The 18277-nt window shown below is 58.9% G+C and carries 20 protein-coding genes; 10 read left to right on the plus strand and 10 right to left on the minus strand.

What is annotated here, in order from left to right; genetic code table 11:
- Positions 1-131: 131 nt before the first annotated feature.
- Positions 132-464, plus strand: coding sequence for a DUF6482 family protein (locus tag BUC04_RS03095; RefSeq protein ID WP_067658503.1), 333 nt, complete (start codon positions 132-134; stop codon positions 462-464).
- On the opposite strand, the gene BUC04_RS03100 is transcribed toward BUC04_RS03095, so the two are convergent.
- Both BUC04_RS03100 and BUC04_RS03105 read right to left on the minus strand, forming a co-directional pair.
- Positions 461-766 carry a hypothetical protein gene (locus BUC04_RS03100; protein WP_067658506.1) on the minus strand — a complete coding sequence of 102 codons (306 nt, stop codon included), beginning with the start codon at positions 764-766 and terminating at the stop codon, positions 461-463. The genes BUC04_RS03095 and BUC04_RS03100 overlap by 4 nt on opposite strands.
- A 123-nt stretch (positions 767-889) precedes the next feature.
- A complete protein-coding gene (locus tag BUC04_RS03105) occupies positions 890-1774 on the minus strand; it encodes a toxin-antitoxin system YwqK family antitoxin (protein WP_067658509.1) in 885 nt (294 codons plus the stop codon).
- Positions 1775-2026: 252 nt separating this feature from the next.
- On the opposite strand from BUC04_RS03105, the gene BUC04_RS03110 reads away from it, so the two are divergent.
- Positions 2027-3169 carry a carbohydrate porin gene (locus BUC04_RS03110; protein WP_067658512.1) on the plus strand — a complete coding sequence of 381 codons (1143 nt, stop codon included), beginning with the start codon at positions 2027-2029 and terminating at the stop codon, positions 3167-3169.
- A 35-nt stretch (positions 3170-3204) separates the two neighbouring features.
- Here BUC04_RS03110 and folE read toward each other — a convergent pair whose 3' ends face one another.
- The 3 genes from folE to BUC04_RS03125 all read right to left on the minus strand — a co-directional run bounded on the left by folE (position 3205) and on the right by BUC04_RS03125 (position 4882).
- Positions 3205-3849, minus strand: coding sequence for a GTP cyclohydrolase I FolE (folE, locus tag BUC04_RS03115; protein ID WP_067658515.1), 645 nt, complete (start codon positions 3847-3849; stop codon positions 3205-3207).
- A 150-nt stretch (positions 3850-3999) separates the two neighbouring features.
- Positions 4000-4215: a hypothetical protein gene (locus BUC04_RS03120; protein WP_067658518.1), complete on the minus strand. Its 216-nt coding sequence runs from the start codon at positions 4213-4215 to the stop codon at positions 4000-4002.
- Positions 4216-4468: 253 nt separating this feature from the next.
- Complete coding sequence (locus BUC04_RS03125; RefSeq protein WP_067658521.1) at positions 4469-4882, minus strand: GFA family protein; 414 nt, start codon at positions 4880-4882, stop codon at positions 4469-4471.
- 183 nt (positions 4883-5065) lie between these two features.
- Between BUC04_RS03125 and BUC04_RS03130 the strand changes: the two genes are divergently transcribed.
- Positions 5066-6199, plus strand: coding sequence for a hypothetical protein (locus BUC04_RS03130; protein ID WP_067658524.1), 1134 nt, complete (start codon positions 5066-5068; stop codon positions 6197-6199).
- Positions 6200-6276: 77 nt separating this feature from the next.
- Here the strand turns inward: BUC04_RS03130 and BUC04_RS03135 are convergent, their stop codons facing one another.
- Positions 6277-7659, minus strand: coding sequence for a serine hydrolase domain-containing protein (locus BUC04_RS03135; RefSeq protein ID WP_067658532.1), 1383 nt, complete (start codon positions 7657-7659; stop codon positions 6277-6279).
- A gap of 126 nt (positions 7660-7785) precedes the next feature.
- On the opposite strand from BUC04_RS03135, the gene BUC04_RS03140 reads away from it, so the two are divergent.
- Positions 7786-8466, plus strand: coding sequence for an HAD family hydrolase (locus BUC04_RS03140; protein WP_067658535.1), 681 nt, complete (start codon positions 7786-7788; stop codon positions 8464-8466).
- A 19-nt stretch (positions 8467-8485) separates the two neighbouring features.
- On the opposite strand, the gene BUC04_RS03145 is transcribed toward BUC04_RS03140, so the two are convergent.
- Both BUC04_RS03145 and BUC04_RS03150 read right to left on the minus strand, forming a co-directional pair.
- Positions 8486-9445, minus strand: coding sequence for a lipid A deacylase LpxR family protein (locus BUC04_RS03145; protein ID WP_159437651.1), 960 nt, complete (start codon positions 9443-9445; stop codon positions 8486-8488).
- Between the two features lie 81 nt (positions 9446-9526).
- Positions 9527-10354 (minus strand): SDR family oxidoreductase, encoded by an 828-nt coding sequence (locus BUC04_RS03150; protein ID WP_067658541.1) that lies wholly within the window; start codon positions 10352-10354, stop codon positions 9527-9529.
- Positions 10355-10862: 508 nt separating this feature from the next.
- On the opposite strand from BUC04_RS03150, the gene BUC04_RS03155 reads away from it, so the two are divergent.
- The 4 genes from BUC04_RS03155 to BUC04_RS03170 all read left to right on the plus strand — a co-directional run bounded on the left by BUC04_RS03155 (position 10863) and on the right by BUC04_RS03170 (position 13690).
- Positions 10863-11714 carry a M61 family metallopeptidase gene (locus BUC04_RS03155; RefSeq protein WP_067658544.1) on the plus strand — a complete coding sequence of 284 codons (852 nt, stop codon included), beginning with the start codon at positions 10863-10865 and terminating at the stop codon, positions 11712-11714.
- 101 nt (positions 11715-11815) lie between these two features.
- Positions 11816-12115 carry a BufA1 family periplasmic bufferin-type metallophore gene (locus tag BUC04_RS03160; protein ID WP_067658547.1) on the plus strand — a complete coding sequence of 100 codons (300 nt, stop codon included), beginning with the start codon at positions 11816-11818 and terminating at the stop codon, positions 12113-12115.
- 4 nt (positions 12116-12119) lie between these two features.
- Entirely contained in the window at positions 12120-12971 is an 852-nt protein-coding gene (locus BUC04_RS03165; protein WP_067658550.1) for an MbnB/TglH/ChrH family RiPP precursor modification enzyme, read from the plus strand.
- Complete coding sequence (locus tag BUC04_RS03170; RefSeq protein ID WP_067658553.1) at positions 12971-13690, plus strand: HvfC/BufC family peptide modification chaperone; 720 nt, start codon at positions 12971-12973, stop codon at positions 13688-13690. Before BUC04_RS03165 ends, BUC04_RS03170 begins: the two co-directional genes overlap by 1 nt.
- 819 nt (positions 13691-14509) lie before the next feature.
- Here BUC04_RS03170 and BUC04_RS03175 read toward each other — a convergent pair.
- Positions 14510-14842: a PBPRA1643 family SWIM/SEC-C metal-binding motif protein gene (locus tag BUC04_RS03175; RefSeq protein WP_067658556.1), complete on the minus strand. Its 333-nt coding sequence runs from the start codon at positions 14840-14842 to the stop codon at positions 14510-14512.
- A 254-nt stretch (positions 14843-15096) separates the two neighbouring features.
- Positions 15097-17142: a S9 family peptidase gene (locus BUC04_RS03180; RefSeq protein ID WP_067658828.1), complete on the minus strand. Its 2046-nt coding sequence runs from the start codon at positions 17140-17142 to the stop codon at positions 15097-15099.
- A gap of 280 nt (positions 17143-17422) precedes the next feature.
- Between BUC04_RS03180 and BUC04_RS03185 the strand changes: the two genes are divergently transcribed.
- Together BUC04_RS03185 and BUC04_RS03190 are read left to right on the plus strand one after the other, a co-directional pair.
- The gene (locus BUC04_RS03185) at positions 17423-17842 is read left to right on the plus strand and encodes a desulfoferrodoxin family protein (protein ID WP_067658559.1); all 420 of its coding nucleotides are present in this window, start codon (positions 17423-17425) and stop codon (positions 17840-17842) included.
- A 188-nt stretch (positions 17843-18030) separates the two neighbouring features.
- On the plus strand, positions 18031-18216 hold the full coding sequence (locus BUC04_RS03190) for a hypothetical protein (protein ID WP_067658562.1): 186 nt from the start codon (positions 18031-18033) through the stop codon (positions 18214-18216).
- Positions 18217-18277: the final 61 nt, after the last annotated feature.

Genomic DNA, 18277 nt, shown 5'->3' on the forward strand with positions numbered 1-18277 from the left:
ATCGTTGCTGACAAAAGCGAATTCACGGAAGTTTGCAGGGCGCTTTTTTATTACCTGCTCATTCAACCCAGGGCAAATCCATCCACTGACTCCCGCCGTACTGCAGGTATGCCTTTTGCCGGAGAGTCCGCATGCCCATCACCCTGAATCGACTGATCGACCAACCCGAGGTGGAGAAGGTGATCATCCGCTCACTGGACTGCGCCCTATACCAGGCCGTGGTGGTAGATGCCGGAAAGGAACAGCTGATCGTCGACGACAATGGCAAGCCTCTGCGCGGCCACGGCATGTATCAACTGCTTGAGGAGCTGCGTCCCATCGGCGCTAAGTGCTGGGTACTGCAACACAGCAGCGCTTACGATGAGATGATTGGGCAGCCACCCCGCCAGGGCGACAACCGACTCGAGGTGCCATTGTACCCGGGCGAGGTGATCCCTTTCCCGACCCAGAACCGACGGCGCTAACCGCGCGGCTTACCCATCCGGGCCATCGCCTCCGCCGGTGGTGCGTAATGTCGTTGGATATATTCCCGGTTGCCATCGACAAAACCGGTGAACTCCCGCTGCATCTGCAACTGCCAGCAACGATCGGCGATCTCATCCAGCAACTGTTCCCGCTGTTCCTCTCGGGCATTGGGATTTTCATGATAGCGCGCGATGGCCGCTGCCAGCGCCGCCCCTGCCCGTCCCAGGGCACCGCTTTGCTCCTTCATCAGCTCTCGCTCAATGCCCATTTGCTGCTGTTGTCGCAGATGACGTACCGACATGTCGCCTCCTATGGCCTGCTGCCTGCCCTCATTACATCCCAAAACCCACCAATGAGCCAGTCGGTAAAGCAACAAAAAGGGCGCCTCATAGGCGCCCTTCTCGGGTAATGATGCTCAGCACCGTCAGGGTGCCAGGGTGAGCGAATGTTCCACCGCGATGGGTTGGCCACGCCAGGTGGCCGGGATCCAGTTCGGGCTCTCCAACAGCATGGTCTCAACCTGCTCCAGGGCCGACTCCGGTGCCTTCAGCAAGGTAGCGGAGTGCACCCGCCCCTCCGGCCCAATGGACAGCACCGCCTCGATCTCGCCGGGCAGCTGCTCGCCAAAGTGGGTCATCAGGTGGCGGTCCCAGGAGGTGGGCAATGCTGCCTGGGTGTAGATAGCCTGGTAACGGATGCTGCGGCCACCATCAAAGCGCCAGCCGACGACAAAGTCACCCGCATCATACAGCTCTCGGTATTGCACCGTGCCATCGGCGTCGGTCCAGGTCCACTCACCGTCACGCTGGCCCTCAAGGTAATAGCCATCACGCAGCTTGTTGCCCTGCTCGTCCAGCAGCACATAGTGGCCAGTGCCGTCTTTGATCAGTTGGTTGCCCTCAGGCCCCCAGAAGGCCACCATCTCATACTCGGCACGGCGTTCACCTTCGGCATCATAATAAGCATGCCAGCGGCCAATCTCCCGCTGTTTGCCATTGTCGTACCACCACTGCCACTCGCCGGCACGATGGCCCAGCTCGTAATGCTTCTCCGATTCCAGCTCACCGTTGGGGAAGTAGTAGCGATGCAGGCCATCCGCCAGGCCATCCACCATGGCACCCTCACGCACCAGCACGCCATCGAGGCTGTAGTCCTGGCCTACGCCCTCGGCATCCTCGTTACGCAAGTAGATCGCCTCCGCTTCCTCGACAGGCAGGAACTGGGCATCCAGGAACAGGCGTTCATGGCCTTCTGGCAGTGGTAGGGCAAGCGTCGCCTGGGAGGCCACGGCGAATAACAACGAAAACATAGGGCTCAGGGGTTCAAAATCGTGGCGACACAATACGTCACCGGCTCGGTCAGATCTACCTTTTCAGCACACTTTTCCCCACCCCGTTCATTCTCTGGTCACATCCAAACAGCTTTTTGCACACACCCGGTTTGGGCGCCTCAAGACCCACCCTATTGTCGGTCGCTCTGCTATCTTTCAGGCAACGGAAATTGTTAAGAACACGCGATGAAAGGGATTTTGCGACCGTCTTGCCTGTTGACCTGCCTCGCCATGATGACACCTCTCCAGGCCGAACAAGGCGCCCGATTCGGCAGCCCGGAGGCGGTGGACAATCGTCTGGCCCAGGATCAGGAACCAGACCCGGTACCGCTGAAACAGCGCTTGTCCGACCAGGGCGTTAACCTGGCGCTGGATTACTCCATGGTCGCCATGGGCGCCAACACCAGCCTGCCGGGCAAGGACAACAATGCCCTCTCTGGCATGCTGCGCTTTTACGGCAGCTGGGCCCTGACCGGGGCACAAAGCGGCAACACCGGCTCTTTGGTATGGAAACTGGAGCATCGCCATAGCTTTACCGACGTGCCGGTGAAATTCTTTGAGTTCGATGTGGGTGCCCTGGGGCTGGTCACGCCCCCGTTCAGTGACGAAAAGACCCGCCTGACCAACCTCTACTGGAAGCAATCCCTGCGTCAGGGCAAGGCGACGGTGGTGGCGGGCTTTCTCGATGCCACCGACTACTTCGATGTCTATGCCCTGGCCAGTCCCTGGAGCGGCTTTTTAAACTTTGCCTTCAGTACCGGCTCCACCACGGTGGCACTGCCGGGCGACGCGACCCTGGGGATCGCCGGAGCCACCATGCTGGGGGACAACTGGTTTGTGATCGCCGGGGTGACTGACATGAACTCCGATCCCACCGAGCCCTGGAAGGGCTTCGATACCCTGTTTTCCGACGGCAAGCTGTTCAAGAGCATCGAGCTGGGCTGGACTACAGATCAGAGCCAGATCTACGTCAACAACCTGCACCTGAGCTACTGGCACGCCGACGAGAGTGAACAACAAGGCACCTTTGAGGGCCAGGGCATCAACCTCTCCGCTTCATTCCAGTTCGGCCCCTGGCTGCCCTTTCTGCGCGCCGGCTTTTCCGAAGACACCGGTGCACTGACAGAAACCTCGATCAGTGGCGGGGTGGCCTATTTCGGCCTGGGTGGTGAGGCCAACTCCCTGGGACTTGGGGTCAACTGGGCCGAGATCGACGTCGGCTCCAACCAGTACACCACCGAGCTTTACTATCTGATGCGGCTAACGCCCTATTTCGAGCTGACACCGGACCTGCAATACATCCGAAATCCGGCGCTGGACCCAAGCCGATCCCACGCTTGGCTGTTTGGCCTGCGTGGGCGGCTGTTTTTCTAGGGAGAATTGAAGGGCGCGTAAGCGGGCTGCAGTGCCTAACGCATTGCCAAGAACTCGGCGCGGGTGCGGGGATCGGTACGGAAGTTACCTCCCAGCGCCGTGGTGGTGGTGTGGGAGTTACTGTCCATGATGCCCCGGGCCTTCACACAGTAGTGGGTTGCGCGGATCGACACCGCCACATTCTCTGTACCCAGCAATGCCTGCAGTGACACCAGGACTTGTCGAGTCAGACGCTCCTGCACCTGGGGACGCTGGGCAAAGAAACGCACAATCCGGTTGATCTTCGACAGTCCAATCACCTTATCCTTTGGGATGTACGACACCTTAGCACTGCCATCGATGGTAACGAAATGGTGCTCGCAGGTGCTGGTGAGGTCGATGTCACCCACGGTCACCATCTCATCCACGCCCATCTTGTTCTCGATCACCGACATCTTGGGGAACTGGCTGTAATCCAGCCCGGCAAACACCTCGTCGACATACATCTTGGCGATACGGTGGGGAGTGCGATTGAGGCTGTCATCCTCTCTGTCCAGTCCCAAGGTATCCATCACCTCAGACATCAGCGCTTCAATTCGCTGGTACTTCTGGTCCCGATCGAGGCCGTTTTGCACCATAGGCGTTTCCAAACCTGCAGCTTCCAAGGCGCTGCGCACCGTGATGGCGTGTTCGCTAAGCATTGATCTGTCCGTCCGTTTTTATGTCGTTATAGTTACGGCAAGTGTAGTGTCTTGGTTCAAAACAGCCCGAATGGTGCTCAGTCAGTGCGCCAAACAACAACGGCCCCGCATAGCGGAGCCGTTGGCTGTTTAGCTGTTTGGGCAGCCAGGTTACTTGGCCTTATCGTTCTGCCCCAGTGCCCCCAGCATCACCAGACCGATTACCGCCACGCCAAAGATGACGAAGGACCAGCTGCCGTTGCCCTCGGGCTTGGTGGTCATAAAGACACCCAGGCCAACCGCTAAAGTGATCACGATGGCAACGATATCTTTTACATTCATGCCGTCGTTCCCCTTGGCTTCAGATCGTACTTGTGCTTCTGACATAACTCACTTCCTTGCCGAAAAATCCACGCTGTTAGCCGAACGACTCGGTTTTACCGAGTTAGGTGACAAATTTTTCTGAGTTATCACCTTTTGACTCAAAGGTTAGTGATTTGTAACCCTCAAGGCAACCGGCATTTGCATCGGAATTTCTAGGCCTTTCCTGCCGCAGCATTAGATTTTCTTTATTTTTTGCAATGGCTTAGTCGCTTCCGTATGGATCTGCATTCACATTTGCTCACCAATTGAGCAGTTGTCACGATGTCTCGTTTCGATTGCCGGGGTAACGGGGCAGGTTGTCGTCAATGCGAAGCCAGGATGGCGCGCTGTCGGTATGGATGTGGTAACGGGGAGACACCTGCTCCGGCTGATCCAGGCTGGCAATGGTTAATGTCAGGTAGTCAGGGTGGCGGGTATCGCGAAAGCTCATCGCCGCACCGCACTCCGGGCAGAAGCCGCGGCGGACGAACTCGGAAGAGGCGTACTCCTTGGGTTGAGCCCCCAACCACTGCACCGCCTCCAGCTTAAAGTCCATCCAGCAGCCGAATGGCGCACCGACGCTGCGCTGGCACTGCCGGCAATGGCAGTAATCGGCATCAAAGGGAGTACCCTCAACCCGGTATCGGATGGCGCCACACAGACAGCCTCCGGTTAACTCGTTACTGCTCATCCTTGCCTCTTTTAAAGGTTATGCCCAATCCAGCCTAGCGCCGTCTTGTGACCAGAACAAGGCTGTCGCATTAACTCACCCCCTTAGTTAAAACAGCTAATTTGTCTGGATTTTTTACTATTTGACGGGGCTGCAGCTAGGCTTTAGAGGTAACCATACCAGGGACGTTAAGGAGAACTTCCTATGAAACGGCTTTCACATCACCGCGCGCTGCTGATCGGAACCGGCTTATGCATCTGCCTAGCATTCAGCCCTGCGCTGCTGGCAGAGGGAAAAGACAAACTGGGTCTAGGCCCTAACTCAGAGCTAATATCCGGCGGCACCGGTATGGTGACCGCCGGCGTCGGCTTATCATCAACCTTGGGAGACAACCTTCCCGACCCCAACGCCAGCGGCACGCTGGATTTCACCGTACCCCGCAGGGTCACCATTCAGCAGGTTTTTCTTTATTGGAATGGGATCCATCGTGAGAAAAAAGGCGGCGACAACACTATTGTCATCAATGGTATGGAGGTGGTCGGCACCAATATCGGTAAGGGGGGCAGAAAAGGGGATGCCTTCTACAAGGCCAATGGCAATCGGGATGGTAGCGTCGGTAGCGAGAGCAGCAATAACTTCAGCACCACCTACCGGGCCGACATCACCGGGCTTGGTTTGGTCAGCCACGGTGACAACAGCCTGTTAGTGGAAGGGCTCGACTTTGGCGACAACCCAACCGATGGCACCAACAACCTGGCCAACAATGGCGCCGGAATCGTGGTGATCTACGACGATGGCCATGGTAACAGCGACCTCTATCTCAGCGACGGCAATGACATCGCTTACCATAACTGGAAGGGAAAACGACGAAAAACCAAGCTGCTCTCCTATGACTTTGTGCCTAAGTCCTATGACAGACACGGTAAACTGAACCTGTTCTTTGCCAGTGTTAAAGGCGCCATCTCAACCGACAACGATCCCAGTGCAATGCGCCCTTCAGTCATTGAAGTTCGATTCTATCAAGGGGACGTTCTGGTCAAGCAAGAGAACCTGATCAACGAACTGGGCAGTGCCGATGGTGAGGAGTGGGACACCCTGCGTCACCGCACCGTATTGCCCGCCTCAGCGGATAGCATGACCCTTCGCGCCTTCTCTCAGGATCGGCTTGAGACCGGCAACACCCCCGCATCGCTTATTTGGGTGGCTGCCGGCGTTGCCTTTGACAGCCAGGCCAACGGCAGCCACTGCCGTCAAGCCAAACACCACGGCAATCACCAGGCCAAGCTCAAGCCAACGCCCCCTGGCAAGCATCAGAGACGATCCCACAAACGCCACTGAGCCCACCGGGTATAACTAACACGGTTACATCCATCGTTTACCTGTGCAAAGCGCCCACCTACAACGGCGGGCGCTCTTCATCGCATAACTAAGCTGGTGTCATACGCCAACAGGGCGGCTACGTGTTGCTCCATGGGATAGCTGCCCTCACTCCAGCCAAGCCGGACAAAGATCGCCTGGCGGGACGGGATCACCATCACCACCTGTTTTCGATTACCCATCATGGCATAGGCATCCGCTGGCAAAGCGGGCCAGCGCAACTGTTCATCGCCGTGGTTGAGCCACAGCTGGTAACCGTAGGCCCGTTCGTTCTGACTGCCGTTGGGCTGGGTAGCGTGCGCCACCCAGGAGGGCGACAGCAACGGCTCTCCAGCATAGCTCCCGCCATTGAGCAACAGCAGCGCCAACCGCGCCCAATCTCGGCCGGAAGCGTAGACGTAGGAACTGCCCACCGGGACGCCACTGGGGTCGGGCTCCATGTAGGTATGACGCATCCCCAAGGGAGACAGCAGCTGTTGATGCAGGAAGCGCTGGAACGATTCAGGCCCACCCAATCGCTCGCTCAGCCACTGGGCAATCAGGTTCGTGGTACCAGAGGAGTAAGCAAAATGGCTGCCGGAGGGCCTGGCCAACGGCTGTTCCAGCGCTACTGCGGCGGCACTGGGGGCCTCAAACAACATCTTGGCAGCGTCACTGCCCGGCGCATACACCTCCTCAAAGGCCAGCCCCGACACCATCTGCAGCAGATCCTCCATCCGGATCCCCCGTCGTTCATCCTGCTGCCAGGTTTCAAACAATGCACTGTCGCTGCGCTCGCTGTAACCCAGTGCCTCTGCCCGCCCTTGCAACACCGCGGTCAGACTCTTGCCCATGGACCAGCTCATCAGCGGCGTGGTGGCTGTGACACCGGATGCATAGACCTCGGCACGCAGTTGCCCCTGCTGCAGCCAGAGCAATGCCCGGGTGTCGCGCCCGGCGGCACTGTCCTGCGCCATCAGCGATTGCAGTTGCTGTTGCCACAGCGGATCCATCGATTGGGAAGGCGGCCCCTTGGGCCAGGGCTCAGAAGATGGTGAGGTGTGTACCGCGGCGAGGCGATGGCTGGGGCCAGGGGGTGACGGCTCCAGCGTGCAGCCCACGCCGGGGATGTAGCGGGCTGTGCGAGAACTGAGGCCCCACAGGTTGGCCTCTACCCCATCCTCCAGGTAGCGCACCGAGACCCAGGCGTTCACCGGGCTGTAGCTGGCGGCATCCTGGCGATTACGCTCGGCATCAAAGCCGCTGAGAAAGAAACTGGAGCAGGCCAGTTTGGCGGTCAGGGCGGTAGAGACGGACAACGCCGAGCCGACTCGCCACAGCGGAAATCCCAGCAGCGTTGGCGAGGCCGCCCCCAACAGCAACAGCAGCAACATCCCGGCAGCCAGGGCACGGCCCAGCCAGCCAAACGAACCTAAGCGCATCCTCAATGTCTCCAGCGGGTTTCCTTCCCCTGCCCTATCAGACACAATGCTGGCGGGCCCGGATGGGTTGAGGCTTCAGCCCCAACCGATACAGGCTCACGCTGACATAGAGAGTAGGGAGAATCAATGACAGAAGCGCCCATCACTGCCGTGTTGTTCGATATGGATGGACTGATCTTCGACACCGAGCGCAGCTACCGCCAGGCCTGGCACTATGCGGCTAAGGAGCAGGGCTTTGAGCTGGACGATGCCCTGTACCTGTCGATGATTGGCATGCCCCGGACCCAGTCTGAGCCCAAGCTGGCCAGGGCCCTGGGCCCGGGCTTGGATCTGCCCCGCTATCGTCAGCAACGGGACGCGCACTTTCGTCAATTGCAGCGCCAGGGGATCCCCTTCCAAGCCGGCTTTGAGCCGCTGTTTCAGCGCCTGACTGCCTGCCAGATCCCCACCGCACTGGTGACCTCATCGCGGATGGTGGATGTGGAGGAGAACTTCGCCCAGCGCCCCTACTTAAGCCAGTTTGCCACCACGGTAACCTGCGAACAGGTGCAGCGGGGTAAGCCGGATCCGGAACCCTACCAATTGGCCTGCCAGCGACTGCGGCTGGCGCCGGCCCAATGCCTGGTGGTGGAGGACTCCAACAACGGCATTCGCTCGGGCCTGGCGGCCGGATGCCGCACCGCCATGGTGCCGGATCTGCAAGCCCCCGACAGCGATGTGCAGGCTCAAGTTCATCACCTGCTCGATTCCCTCGAGCAGTTGCTCCCCACCCTGGCCGACCAGTTTGAACCGGGTCGGCTGGGTTGAAGCCTGCGGCTAGGCCAGTTCAGTAACGCCAACTGAACGCCAATCGGCCGTAGCGGTTCCAGCTCTCCGCCGACTCCTGGTAGGAACGACTGTCATTAACCAGGGCAAAGCTCAATGCCATCTGGCGATAATGGCCCTCCAGCCCCAGTAGGTAGCTACCCTGCCAGTGTTCCAGGTTCACATCCGGTGCGCTGTCTGGGCGAGGGCCCTGCAGGGTGATGTCGTTGAGCCGGTAGCGCAGCTCCACTCCGGCAAACAGAGCCCAACCCCAGCCCTTCTGCTCCGCCAGCCCCGCCTGGTTCCAGTGGCGTCCTGCCAGGGTACCTCCACGGTGTTGGCCCCAGTACAGGCTGCTGCCCCAGGCCGCTTCGCTCATCAGGTTTCCCGCCAACACGCGGGCATGCTGATAGCCATACCAGCGATAGGCTTCGCCCCCCTCGCCCCAGCGCCGGTTCTGCTCCCAGCCCAGCTGCATCACCGCGGTGTCTTCGATCTGCTCGTCCCAGCCCTGCGGCGCAGTACTGCCGAACCATTTGTGGCTCTGAGTCTGAACCCATTCCGCCCCGGACGACGGCCCCACTATGCCCAGGGTAAGGCGGTAGCGGGTGTCGATCTGTTCGGTCAGGTGGCCAAGGCTGAGGGTGGTGGTCAGGGTACCGGCATAGGGCCGGTCGATGGGGCTTTGCTCGTCTGCCTCCAGCGAGGAGGGGGTCCAGATCTGTTGGGCCAGCTGGGCATGCCAATAGTTGATCTCAGGATTCAGCGCCTGGGCAAAGGGCAGAAGTGGCGCAGGGCCGAGCTGGCTGAAATTGTCACTGGGCGCGACCCGGTCGAGAAAGAAGCCGTTGGTGTAATCGCCGTCGCTGGCCACGACGATGTCGTTGTCCATGGCAAAACGCCAATGGGCTGACCAAGCGGGATGAGCAGCGAGCAGCAGCGCCAGGCCCAAACCAGGGCACACTCCTCGCCAGAGGGACACAACAGGCATACCTCGTTGATATCAAAGCTCAGCGTTGGCCGCAACGCCCTTTCGCCAACGCCGCACTTTGAGTTCAGTGTGTTACTGGTCGAGGAACAGGTCGCGCATCAGCGGCGGCCCCCCCGCCACATGGCGGTATTGCTCGAAATCGGTAACCCCACGCTGCTTCAACAGGGCTTCATCCACCAGGCACTGGCCCGACAAGCTGCCATCGGTGGTGGACAAGATGGCCATCGCCGCGTCGGCCATGATCTGGGGGGTACGAGAGCAAGCCATCAAGGCGGGATCCAGCGCATACTCAATGGCGGCGGTGGCGATGGTGGTTTGTGGCCATAGAGTGGTGCAGCTGATGCCATCGGCCTTGAGCTCCTCCGCCAATCCCAGGGTCAGCAGGGTCATACCGTACTTGCTCATGGTGTAAGGGATGTGAGGGCCCAGCCAGTGGGGTGCCAGGTTAATCGGCGGCGACAGGGTAATGATGTGGCCATTATCGCTCTGACTCAGGTAGGGGATCGCCGCCTGGCTGCACACCAGGCTGCCGCGGGTATTGATGCTGTGGATCAGGTCAAAGCGCTTCACCGGCAGCTGCTTTAGCGGGCTGAGGTTGATCGCACTGGCGTTGTTCACCAGCACATCGATGCCACCAAAGTGGGCGGCGGCTTGTGCCATCGCCGCCTCAACCGCCGCCTCGTCCCGCACATCCAGTTTGATCGCCAAGGCCTGGCCACCGGCCGCCTGCACCTCCTCCGCGACGCTGTGGATGGTGCCCTCGAGCTTGGGGTGGGGAGTATCCGACTTGGCAGCGATCACCACATTGGCTCCCTGCTCTGCCGCCGCCAGGGCGATGGCACGGCCAATCCCTCGGCTGGCGCCGGTGATAAACAGCGTGGTGTCCTTCATGCTCGTCATGGGCAATCTCTCCTTGTTGTCTTGCCAGCTACTGACCTGAACCTAACGGCCTCGGTCGGGCTTGTCCAACCAGTTGAACCGGTCCGAACGCACAAATGATGACCGGGGTTCGTGAATAAACGCTTGGTGAACCCCATTCCTTTCTGTACGTTAGCTTTACCAGTTCGTCTCCAAGCGGTTACCGAACGAATAACAATAACAAAGGACAGGAGGTCCCATGCTGGTTACTGCATTCGTTGTTCTCGCCATTCTCTCCACCCTGATGATCGCCAACGGCGCCCGCCAATGTGCTCAAGGCTGGCTCAACCAGTTCGACCCCAGTTAATGCCAGGATCCGCCCCCGCCCCCATTGCGTACACTCAGCTTTAGGGAAGCGCGAAGACAGCGCTTGGAAGGCGTTAGGGGGCGTTCATTGAGCAAGCCACATCGTGTTGTTAAACCCACACTCTCAGGGTTGGGCTGGCTTGGGCTGTGGATCGGACTGTTAATCCCAGCAGCCTCTACCGAGGTGGAGATCGAGTTTGATCGCAGCATTCCTGTCAGCGATCAGGCCAAACTGCGCAGCTGGATCGATCATGCGGCCAACCAACTCAGCCGTGTAGGCGGGCGCTTTCCCATTGATAACGCCACCATCATCCTGCACAAGACCGACCGGGGACGCGGCCCGGTACCCTGGGCCCGGGTTCAGCGCTACGGTGGCGAAGGGATCCACTTCTACATCAATCCCCATTACAGCGAGCAGGCCTTTGTCGATGACTGGACGGCCCTGCACGAGTTCAGCCACCTGTTGATCCCCTACCCCGGTAACCGGGGGATCTGGTTCAGTGAGGGCCTGGCCAGCTACTACCAGAATCTGCTCCGTGCCCGCGCCGGCGTGGTCAGCCCGGAGAAGGCACTGCAGGATCTTAATGCCGGCTTCGAGCGCGGACGCAAGGATGCCCGTCGCAAGGGTCGTTCACTGGCCGAGCTCAGTCCGCAAATGTGGCAGACCCGCAGCTACATGCGGGTGTACTGGAGTGGTGCCGCCTACTTTCTCAACGTGGATGTTGCCCTGCGTCAGCAGGGGCAATCCCTGGACCAGGTGATTGCGGCCTTCCTAGCCTGCTGTCGCCAGCAGTGGCGTCGCTGGGATGAACAGAGCCTGATTGCCACCTTTGATGAGCTCAGCGGCGACACCCTGTTCCAGCAGCACTACGAGGCGATCATTGAGGCCACCGACTTCCCCTCGGTGCAAGACAGCTACCGCTGGCTTGGGGTACAGACCCAGGGACGGTCTCTTCGACTGGATACAGACGATCAATACCACCAGCGTCGGGCCGCTCTGCTGTCCTGGCAGGAGGAGGACACAACCAAGGGATAGCGACGTGCGCTAAGCTCATAACCAAACGCTCTAAAAGGATCCGTAACCAAACACTCTCCCAGCCTCTCTCTTTTGAGGAACCTCAAACAGGGAGAATCCCCATGAGTCAATCCAAGCCCCTCAGCACCACACTGGCCGGCGTCATGGCCGTCAGCTTCACCCTTGCCTCGGCCCAAGCCCTGGCGGTGCCAGACCAACCCAAGAACTGGGAGAAATGCGCCGGAGTGGCGATGAAAGGGATGAACGACTGCGGCTCGCTGGATGGCAAACACAGCTGCGCCGGTCAGGCCGAGAAGGACAACGACCCCAACGAGTGGGTGTATGTCCCCGAGGGCACCTGCGCCAAGATTGGCGGTACCGTGGCCAAGGTGAAGCCTGCCAAGGACAATGACGCTGGTTAACCCCATGAAGCTCACGTGCGCCAGCATCAGTCTGCGAGAGCCTCACATGGCCGAGTTGCTGGCGCGCGAATTGCCCCTGCCCTATCTGGAGGTCATGGCCGATAACTTCCTCAGCGGCCGTGGCCCGCACTACCATCTGCTTAAACAACTGGCCGAGCGCTACCCCATCGAGCTGCACTGCGTCGGCTTCTCCTTCGGCTCGACTCTCGACCCAGACTATCTCAAGGCAATAGCCCGTTTGGCCGTCGATCTGAACGCCCGTAGCGTCTCTGACCATCTCAGCCTCTCCGCCGTGCCCGGCGGTTTTGTCCACGACCTGCTACCGGTGACCTATCAAGAGAGCAGCCTGCAGGTGTTGTGCGACAACCTTGGCCGCACCCAGGAGGTGCTATCGCAACCCTTGCGCCTGGAAAACCCCTCTCGTTACCTCTCCTACCAGGCTGATTGCCTCACCGAAGGCGAGATGATGACCGAGCTGCACCGACGCTGCGGCATCGAGGTGCTTCTGGACATCAACAACCTCTATGTCACCGGCCACAACCTGGGTATCGAGCCAGAGGCTTTGATGGCCGACTACCCAGCGGCCGCCGTTCGGCAGTACCACCTGGCCGGACACGCCCAGCAGCCGCCCCTGCTGCTGGACAATCACGGCAATACCGTGAGCGAGCCGGTATGGCAGCTGTATCAACAGGCGCTGGAAAGCTTCGGGGTACATCCAACGGTGATCGAATGGGACGACGACCTGCCAGCGCTGGATACCCTGCTGGGTGAAGCCCGGCAGGCGGAGCGCTTTGCTACCCGCCAAGGAGATCGAACTGAAATAGGCGGGATGGATAGAGCGAGTGGGATCGGCTGATGGACCCCCTCAAGGCCTTTGACCAGCGCGGCGAGTCTGCCTTTGCCCAACAGGGCGAGGCACTGCAGCAAGCCCTGGCCATCTATCAGCAGAACCGACAGGGGGTGACCCAGCGGGCGGTGGAGCTTACCTACCCGTTAAGCCAAACCCTGCTAGGACCAGAGCACTTTGGCCCTATGGCCAGGGCCTTTTGCCACCAGGTCGAGGTGCCGCGGGATCTCAATAAAATCGGCGAAACCTTGCTGCCCTGGCTACTCAGCCAGCCCTCGGGCCTTGCGCTATGCCAGGATTTTCCTTTTCTGCCGACCCTGCTGCGCTACGAGTGGGCCTTTCATCGCGCATACTATGCGCCCAACGCCTATCCCCTCTCGCTCGCGGATTGCGATGCCTGGCTACAATCCCCCCAAGGACAGCCCCCCTGGCGTTGCCACCCTAGCTTAAGCCTGCTCACCAGCCGCTACCCCTTGATGGAGATTGTCCAGTGCCTGAAAGCGTTACAGCGGGGGGAGACAGCGGAGTTGGTGATAGATAGGCAACCGCGACAAACCTGGGCGATATGGCCAAGCCTGGATGCGGTGGAGCAAGCGCTGGTGACTCATGAGCAGCGCCAACTGCTTAACTGGCTGCGCCGGCCTAACCCTCAGTCGCTAACCCCTGCACTCTTTGCCCCCATGCCAGAGCTGCTCGCCCGAGGTTGGCTGGCGGCACGGGATAACTAGACTCTAAAAGCTAAACCTTATAGCGGCCTATAACCGACTTACTTCCTTTGTACTGAAGTACGTCCCAATGAGCCAGCACTACAGCTCGAGTACAGTGTGTACCCTCATTACATAGGTTTTAAGCCGTTGATTGCCATAGGTTCACTTGATAGATTGTCTAGTATTAGTACCTAAGACAATTATGCGGCAAGCTTATCCCGCATAAGCGGTAGCTAAACTCAACACCACGGTTAGAAGCCATGAATAGAACATGTCCAAACTGTCTTACTAAATCGCTGAAGCTAAATTTAATTAGTTCGAATGCGAGAATTAGGTGCTCTAATTGCGCGTTTCAATTCGAACACTCAATACTTCAACAATCCTTAGCGCACTGGTTGTCTTGTGCTTTTATTGCTACAGCGCCGATTGCAGGCCTTTTGATGCGGAGCTGGACTGTATTCATAGCCCTAATGGTCGTAGTGCCGTGGATAGTATTTATTATATTTATATTCAACTCTTCTCTTTACCCTGTTGGATTCAGGGCAAAAGTAGCCGAGATTAAGAAAGATGGCTTATAACAAGTCAAGACAGCTCGAACGTCTCGCACCGGAATTGGCTGCAGATAGACCCTGCGGCAGAGTGGTTTGGTTGTAAAGGTCGGTATGCGGCACCATACGAAACAGCGAATGTCACCTTTGGCCTGATTTAATTAATACCACTATTAGCCTTTTAGCTTAGCAGCCATAATCAATCAACCCTGACCTTTTTCTTCCTACCAATCTCTTTATTGCCATAAAAATCGAATCATGCCGCCAATGGGTGGCGGCACTGGAATCGCTTTTAACCGCAACACTTCTTATATTTTTTTCCGCTACCACAGAGACAGGGGTCATTTCGGTTGGGTGTTTTCTCAAACACCGCAGTCTTTGGCTTGTTCAGTAGGGTATCAAGCTCAATGGTGTTTTCTTCCTGCTCTTTATCTACGGTAATATTTGCGCAGATCGAGTGTTCCTCAATAATGGCTTCAATCTCTTCTTTGCGTGCATCGGTAGAGACAACGATAGAGATGGGCGCTTCTTCCGTACCTGCCTTGACGTCGCGGTTCACGTTGTAACCTGACATCACGTAATTTTGTCGAGCATCGATTCGACCTTTGTAAAACATCTTAGACATGCTGGTACTCTTTGCAGTGGGTACGGAAAAGGAGCAGGGATTATACGTGTTGCGCTGAAATGATAAAGCCCTGACTTGGACAATAGCTAACTATAGCGGGACAGCGCTTTGGCGAAGGCTCTTTAGCCTGACACGTCAACATGGCCGCCCACCGTCATTCGGGCTGTACCCGCAGGACTCTCCCTCTCGCGCAGCGCCTAAGAAACGAAAACGCCGCCCCTTTGGGCGGCGTTTTGCTTGAATAGACTGCCGAATCACTCGGAGTCTTCGGCCTTGCTGTCAGCGTCAGTCCAGCGCTGCATCCAGCCCAGTACGTGGCTGTACCACTGCTCCAGGTTGTCTTTGTTGAGGATCCAGTGGTTCTCCTCCTCCCAGACAACCAACTCAGACGGGATGTTCTTGCGCTGCAGCACGGTGTATGCGGCCAGGCCCTGCTCCAGCGGCACCCGGTAATCCTTGGCCCCGTGCAGCACCAGCATCGGCGTGTTCCACTTATCGATGTGGTTAACCGGGTTGAACTGCTCGTAGCGCTCCTGGGCATCCCAGTAGCTGCCACCGAACTCATACTCCGGGAACCACAGCTCTTCGGTCACCATGTAGAAGCTGCGCATATCAAACAGGCCAGCATGGTTCACCAGGCACTTGAAGCCTTCCGGCCACTGCCCGGCAATCCAGTTCATCATGTAGCCGCCGTAGGAGCCACCGGCGGCACAGGCGTTGTTCACATCCAGCCAGGGTTGCTGTTGGCCCACTGCGGCCAGGCCCTTTTGCAGGTCGATAAGCGGCTTGCCACCCCAATCCTTGGAGATGGAGTGAGTGAACTCCTGGCCGTAGCCGGTGGAGCCGTGGAAGTCGATCATCACCACACCAAAGCCGGCGGTTGCCCACAGCTGGGCATTCCAGCGGCCATGCCAGCGATTACCAAAGCTGCCCTGGGGGCCACCGTGCACCAAAAAGGCCACCGGGTAGGTTTCGCCCTCCTGATAACCGGCCGGTTTGATCCAGTAGCCGTAGACGGTCTCATCGTTCCAGCCCTTGAACTGGAACTGGTCAAACTCCCCCAACTCCAGCTTGGCCATCGCCTCGCCATTGATATTGGTCAGCTGACGGGCGTTGCGGCCAGCCAGGTCCATGCTGAACAGTTCGGTGGGCTGGCTCAGATCGTTGCGAGTATAAAGGATGCGATCCCCCGCCACGCCCTTGAGGCTATGGCTGCCCAGCCCAGTGAGGGCGCGCACATCGCCAAAGCGGGTATCGATGGCAAACAGGGTCACCTGGCCCAGGTCCTGGGCGGAGACCAGCAGGGTGTGGGTGTCCGGGGCAAACATCAGGTTGCCGGGGCTGCGGTCCCATCCCGGGGCCACCTCTTTCACCTCACCGCTGAACAGGTCTTTGAGCATGATGCGGAAGCGGTCCGCCTCGTAGCCCGGGGTGCTCATCGCCAGCCAGGCCAGGTAGCGGCCATCGGCTGAAAACACCGGGTGGGCATCCCAGGCGGTGTTATCCGGCGTGAGGTTCTCGGCTTTTCCGCCAGCAACCGGCACCTGCCACAGGTCGTAGTTGGTGTGCCAGGCGTGGTCGCGCCCCGGTGCCTTGGCGGTGAACACCAGGTGCTTACCGTCCGGGGTGAAGGCCACCTCCTCCATGCCGGAGAAAGGCATCGGCGGCACGTCGGTATCCAGCCCGGCGGTCACGTTTAACGGTTCAGACAGGCTCTCGCCTTCAATAGTGGCCACAAACAGCTGGTTGCGCAGGCCATCACCCCAGCTGTCCCAGTGGCGCACCATCAGGCTGTCGTAGTGCTTGCCCTGCCCTACCTGCTCCAGCCTGGCCTCGGCCTTCTCTTCAGCGCAGGTCAGGTTGTCGCAACTGGGGTCGATGCGCAGTTGCAGCGCCACTTGCTGACCTGTGGCATCCAGGCGGTAGTCGGCAATGTCCACCGGCAGATCGGAGACCTGGCGTGCCTCTCCACCGCTCAGCGGCAGGTACCAAAGCTGGGAGCTGCCACTGCGGGCGGAGAGGAAGAACACCCCTTTGCCGTCCGGGTGGTAGCGTACCGCTTGCTCAGTGCCCTTGGCATAGGTCAGGCGCTGAGGCTCGGCATCGCTGGTTAACGACAAACGGTAGAGATCCGATTGGCGGGTGTCGCCATCGAGCTGATTGATGGCGTACACCACCGCATCGCCGCTGGGCGACAGCGCGGTGGAGTGCAGGCTGGCAAGCTGGTTGAGATCCTCCACCGTCATCGGGGCGGCGGAGAGGCCCAGCGGCAACGCCAGGGCCAGAGTGGCAAGTTTCATCTTGACGTCCTTATCGGTGCCCAAGGGCACACATCTTGTTCTTACGCTTGGAAATGGGTTGTTGCGAAGAGGTAACACATTGGTGCCACACTGTTCCACAAGCGCATCGGCAGCACAACCCTCAACCTAGGATGAACATGCCAAGGTCTGTAAACCCTACACTGGCGCAAGAACGCATGCGGACTGAGCAAAAAATGGACAACTCCCGGGTTATGTGTCACCACTTTATGAAGCGCCCGAGTCACTCGACCCGGGACCGTGAGCAAAGGGAGAGCAAAAGATGCAACGACGTGAGTTTATCCGCCTGAGCCTGGTCACCGGTGCGGCGGGGATCCTGCTGCCTCGCCAGGCACTGGCCGACGGTCACGAAGCCAGCATGGCCGGTGGGGTTTACTACACCAAGGACGCCCCGGGCCGCTGGGATCAGAAGGTAGCAGGCCACCTGCCGGTACTGGAGACCGACACCACCAAGGGCCTGGTGCGGATCACCACCGGCCATGAGATGAAAGGCTACGAGCACTACATCGTGAAGCACACGCTGCTCAACAGTAACTTTGAGTTTGTGTCCGAGAAGGTGTTCAATCCGGAGAAAGAGATGGCCCCCATCTCCGAGCACTCTCTCGAAGGCCTCACCGGCACCGTCTACGCCCTGAGCATGTGCAATCTGCACGACGTCTGGCTCAACTCCATCGAGGTTTAATGTGGTTGGCCGCTTCGGCGGCCTGCCCCAAAATATCCCACCTCAAGCTTTCACTTGGGTTTTAAAGTAAGAATCCTTCGCTTTGAACGTGATTTTGTGAGGTCGACCCTGCAAAATCGACAGCTCAGCCTGAAATCGCCCCATACTCTTGATAACGTCTGTGGCAGATACAGATAAGGAGTGTCTCCATGTCATTGGCGATCATCGTCCTGAGCGGCATCTTTTCCTTGCTGGCCGGCTCCACCTTCGCCCTGTTGACCATGATGAAGGAGCGCGGGCTGTTTGAAATCATTATGGGCACCCTGGTCACCATGGCCACCGTGGGTGGCTCTTCCTGGTTGCTGATGTGGAAGCAGATGCTCTGCCTGAGCTGAGCCTGTCCGAACCGGCCCTGACCCAGGCCAGGAAACAAGAAAGCCCCACCGAAGTGGGGCT

This window comes from Ferrimonas marina (assembly GCF_900129905.1).
GTDB lineage: Bacteria > Pseudomonadota > Gammaproteobacteria > Enterobacterales > Shewanellaceae > Ferrimonas > Ferrimonas marina.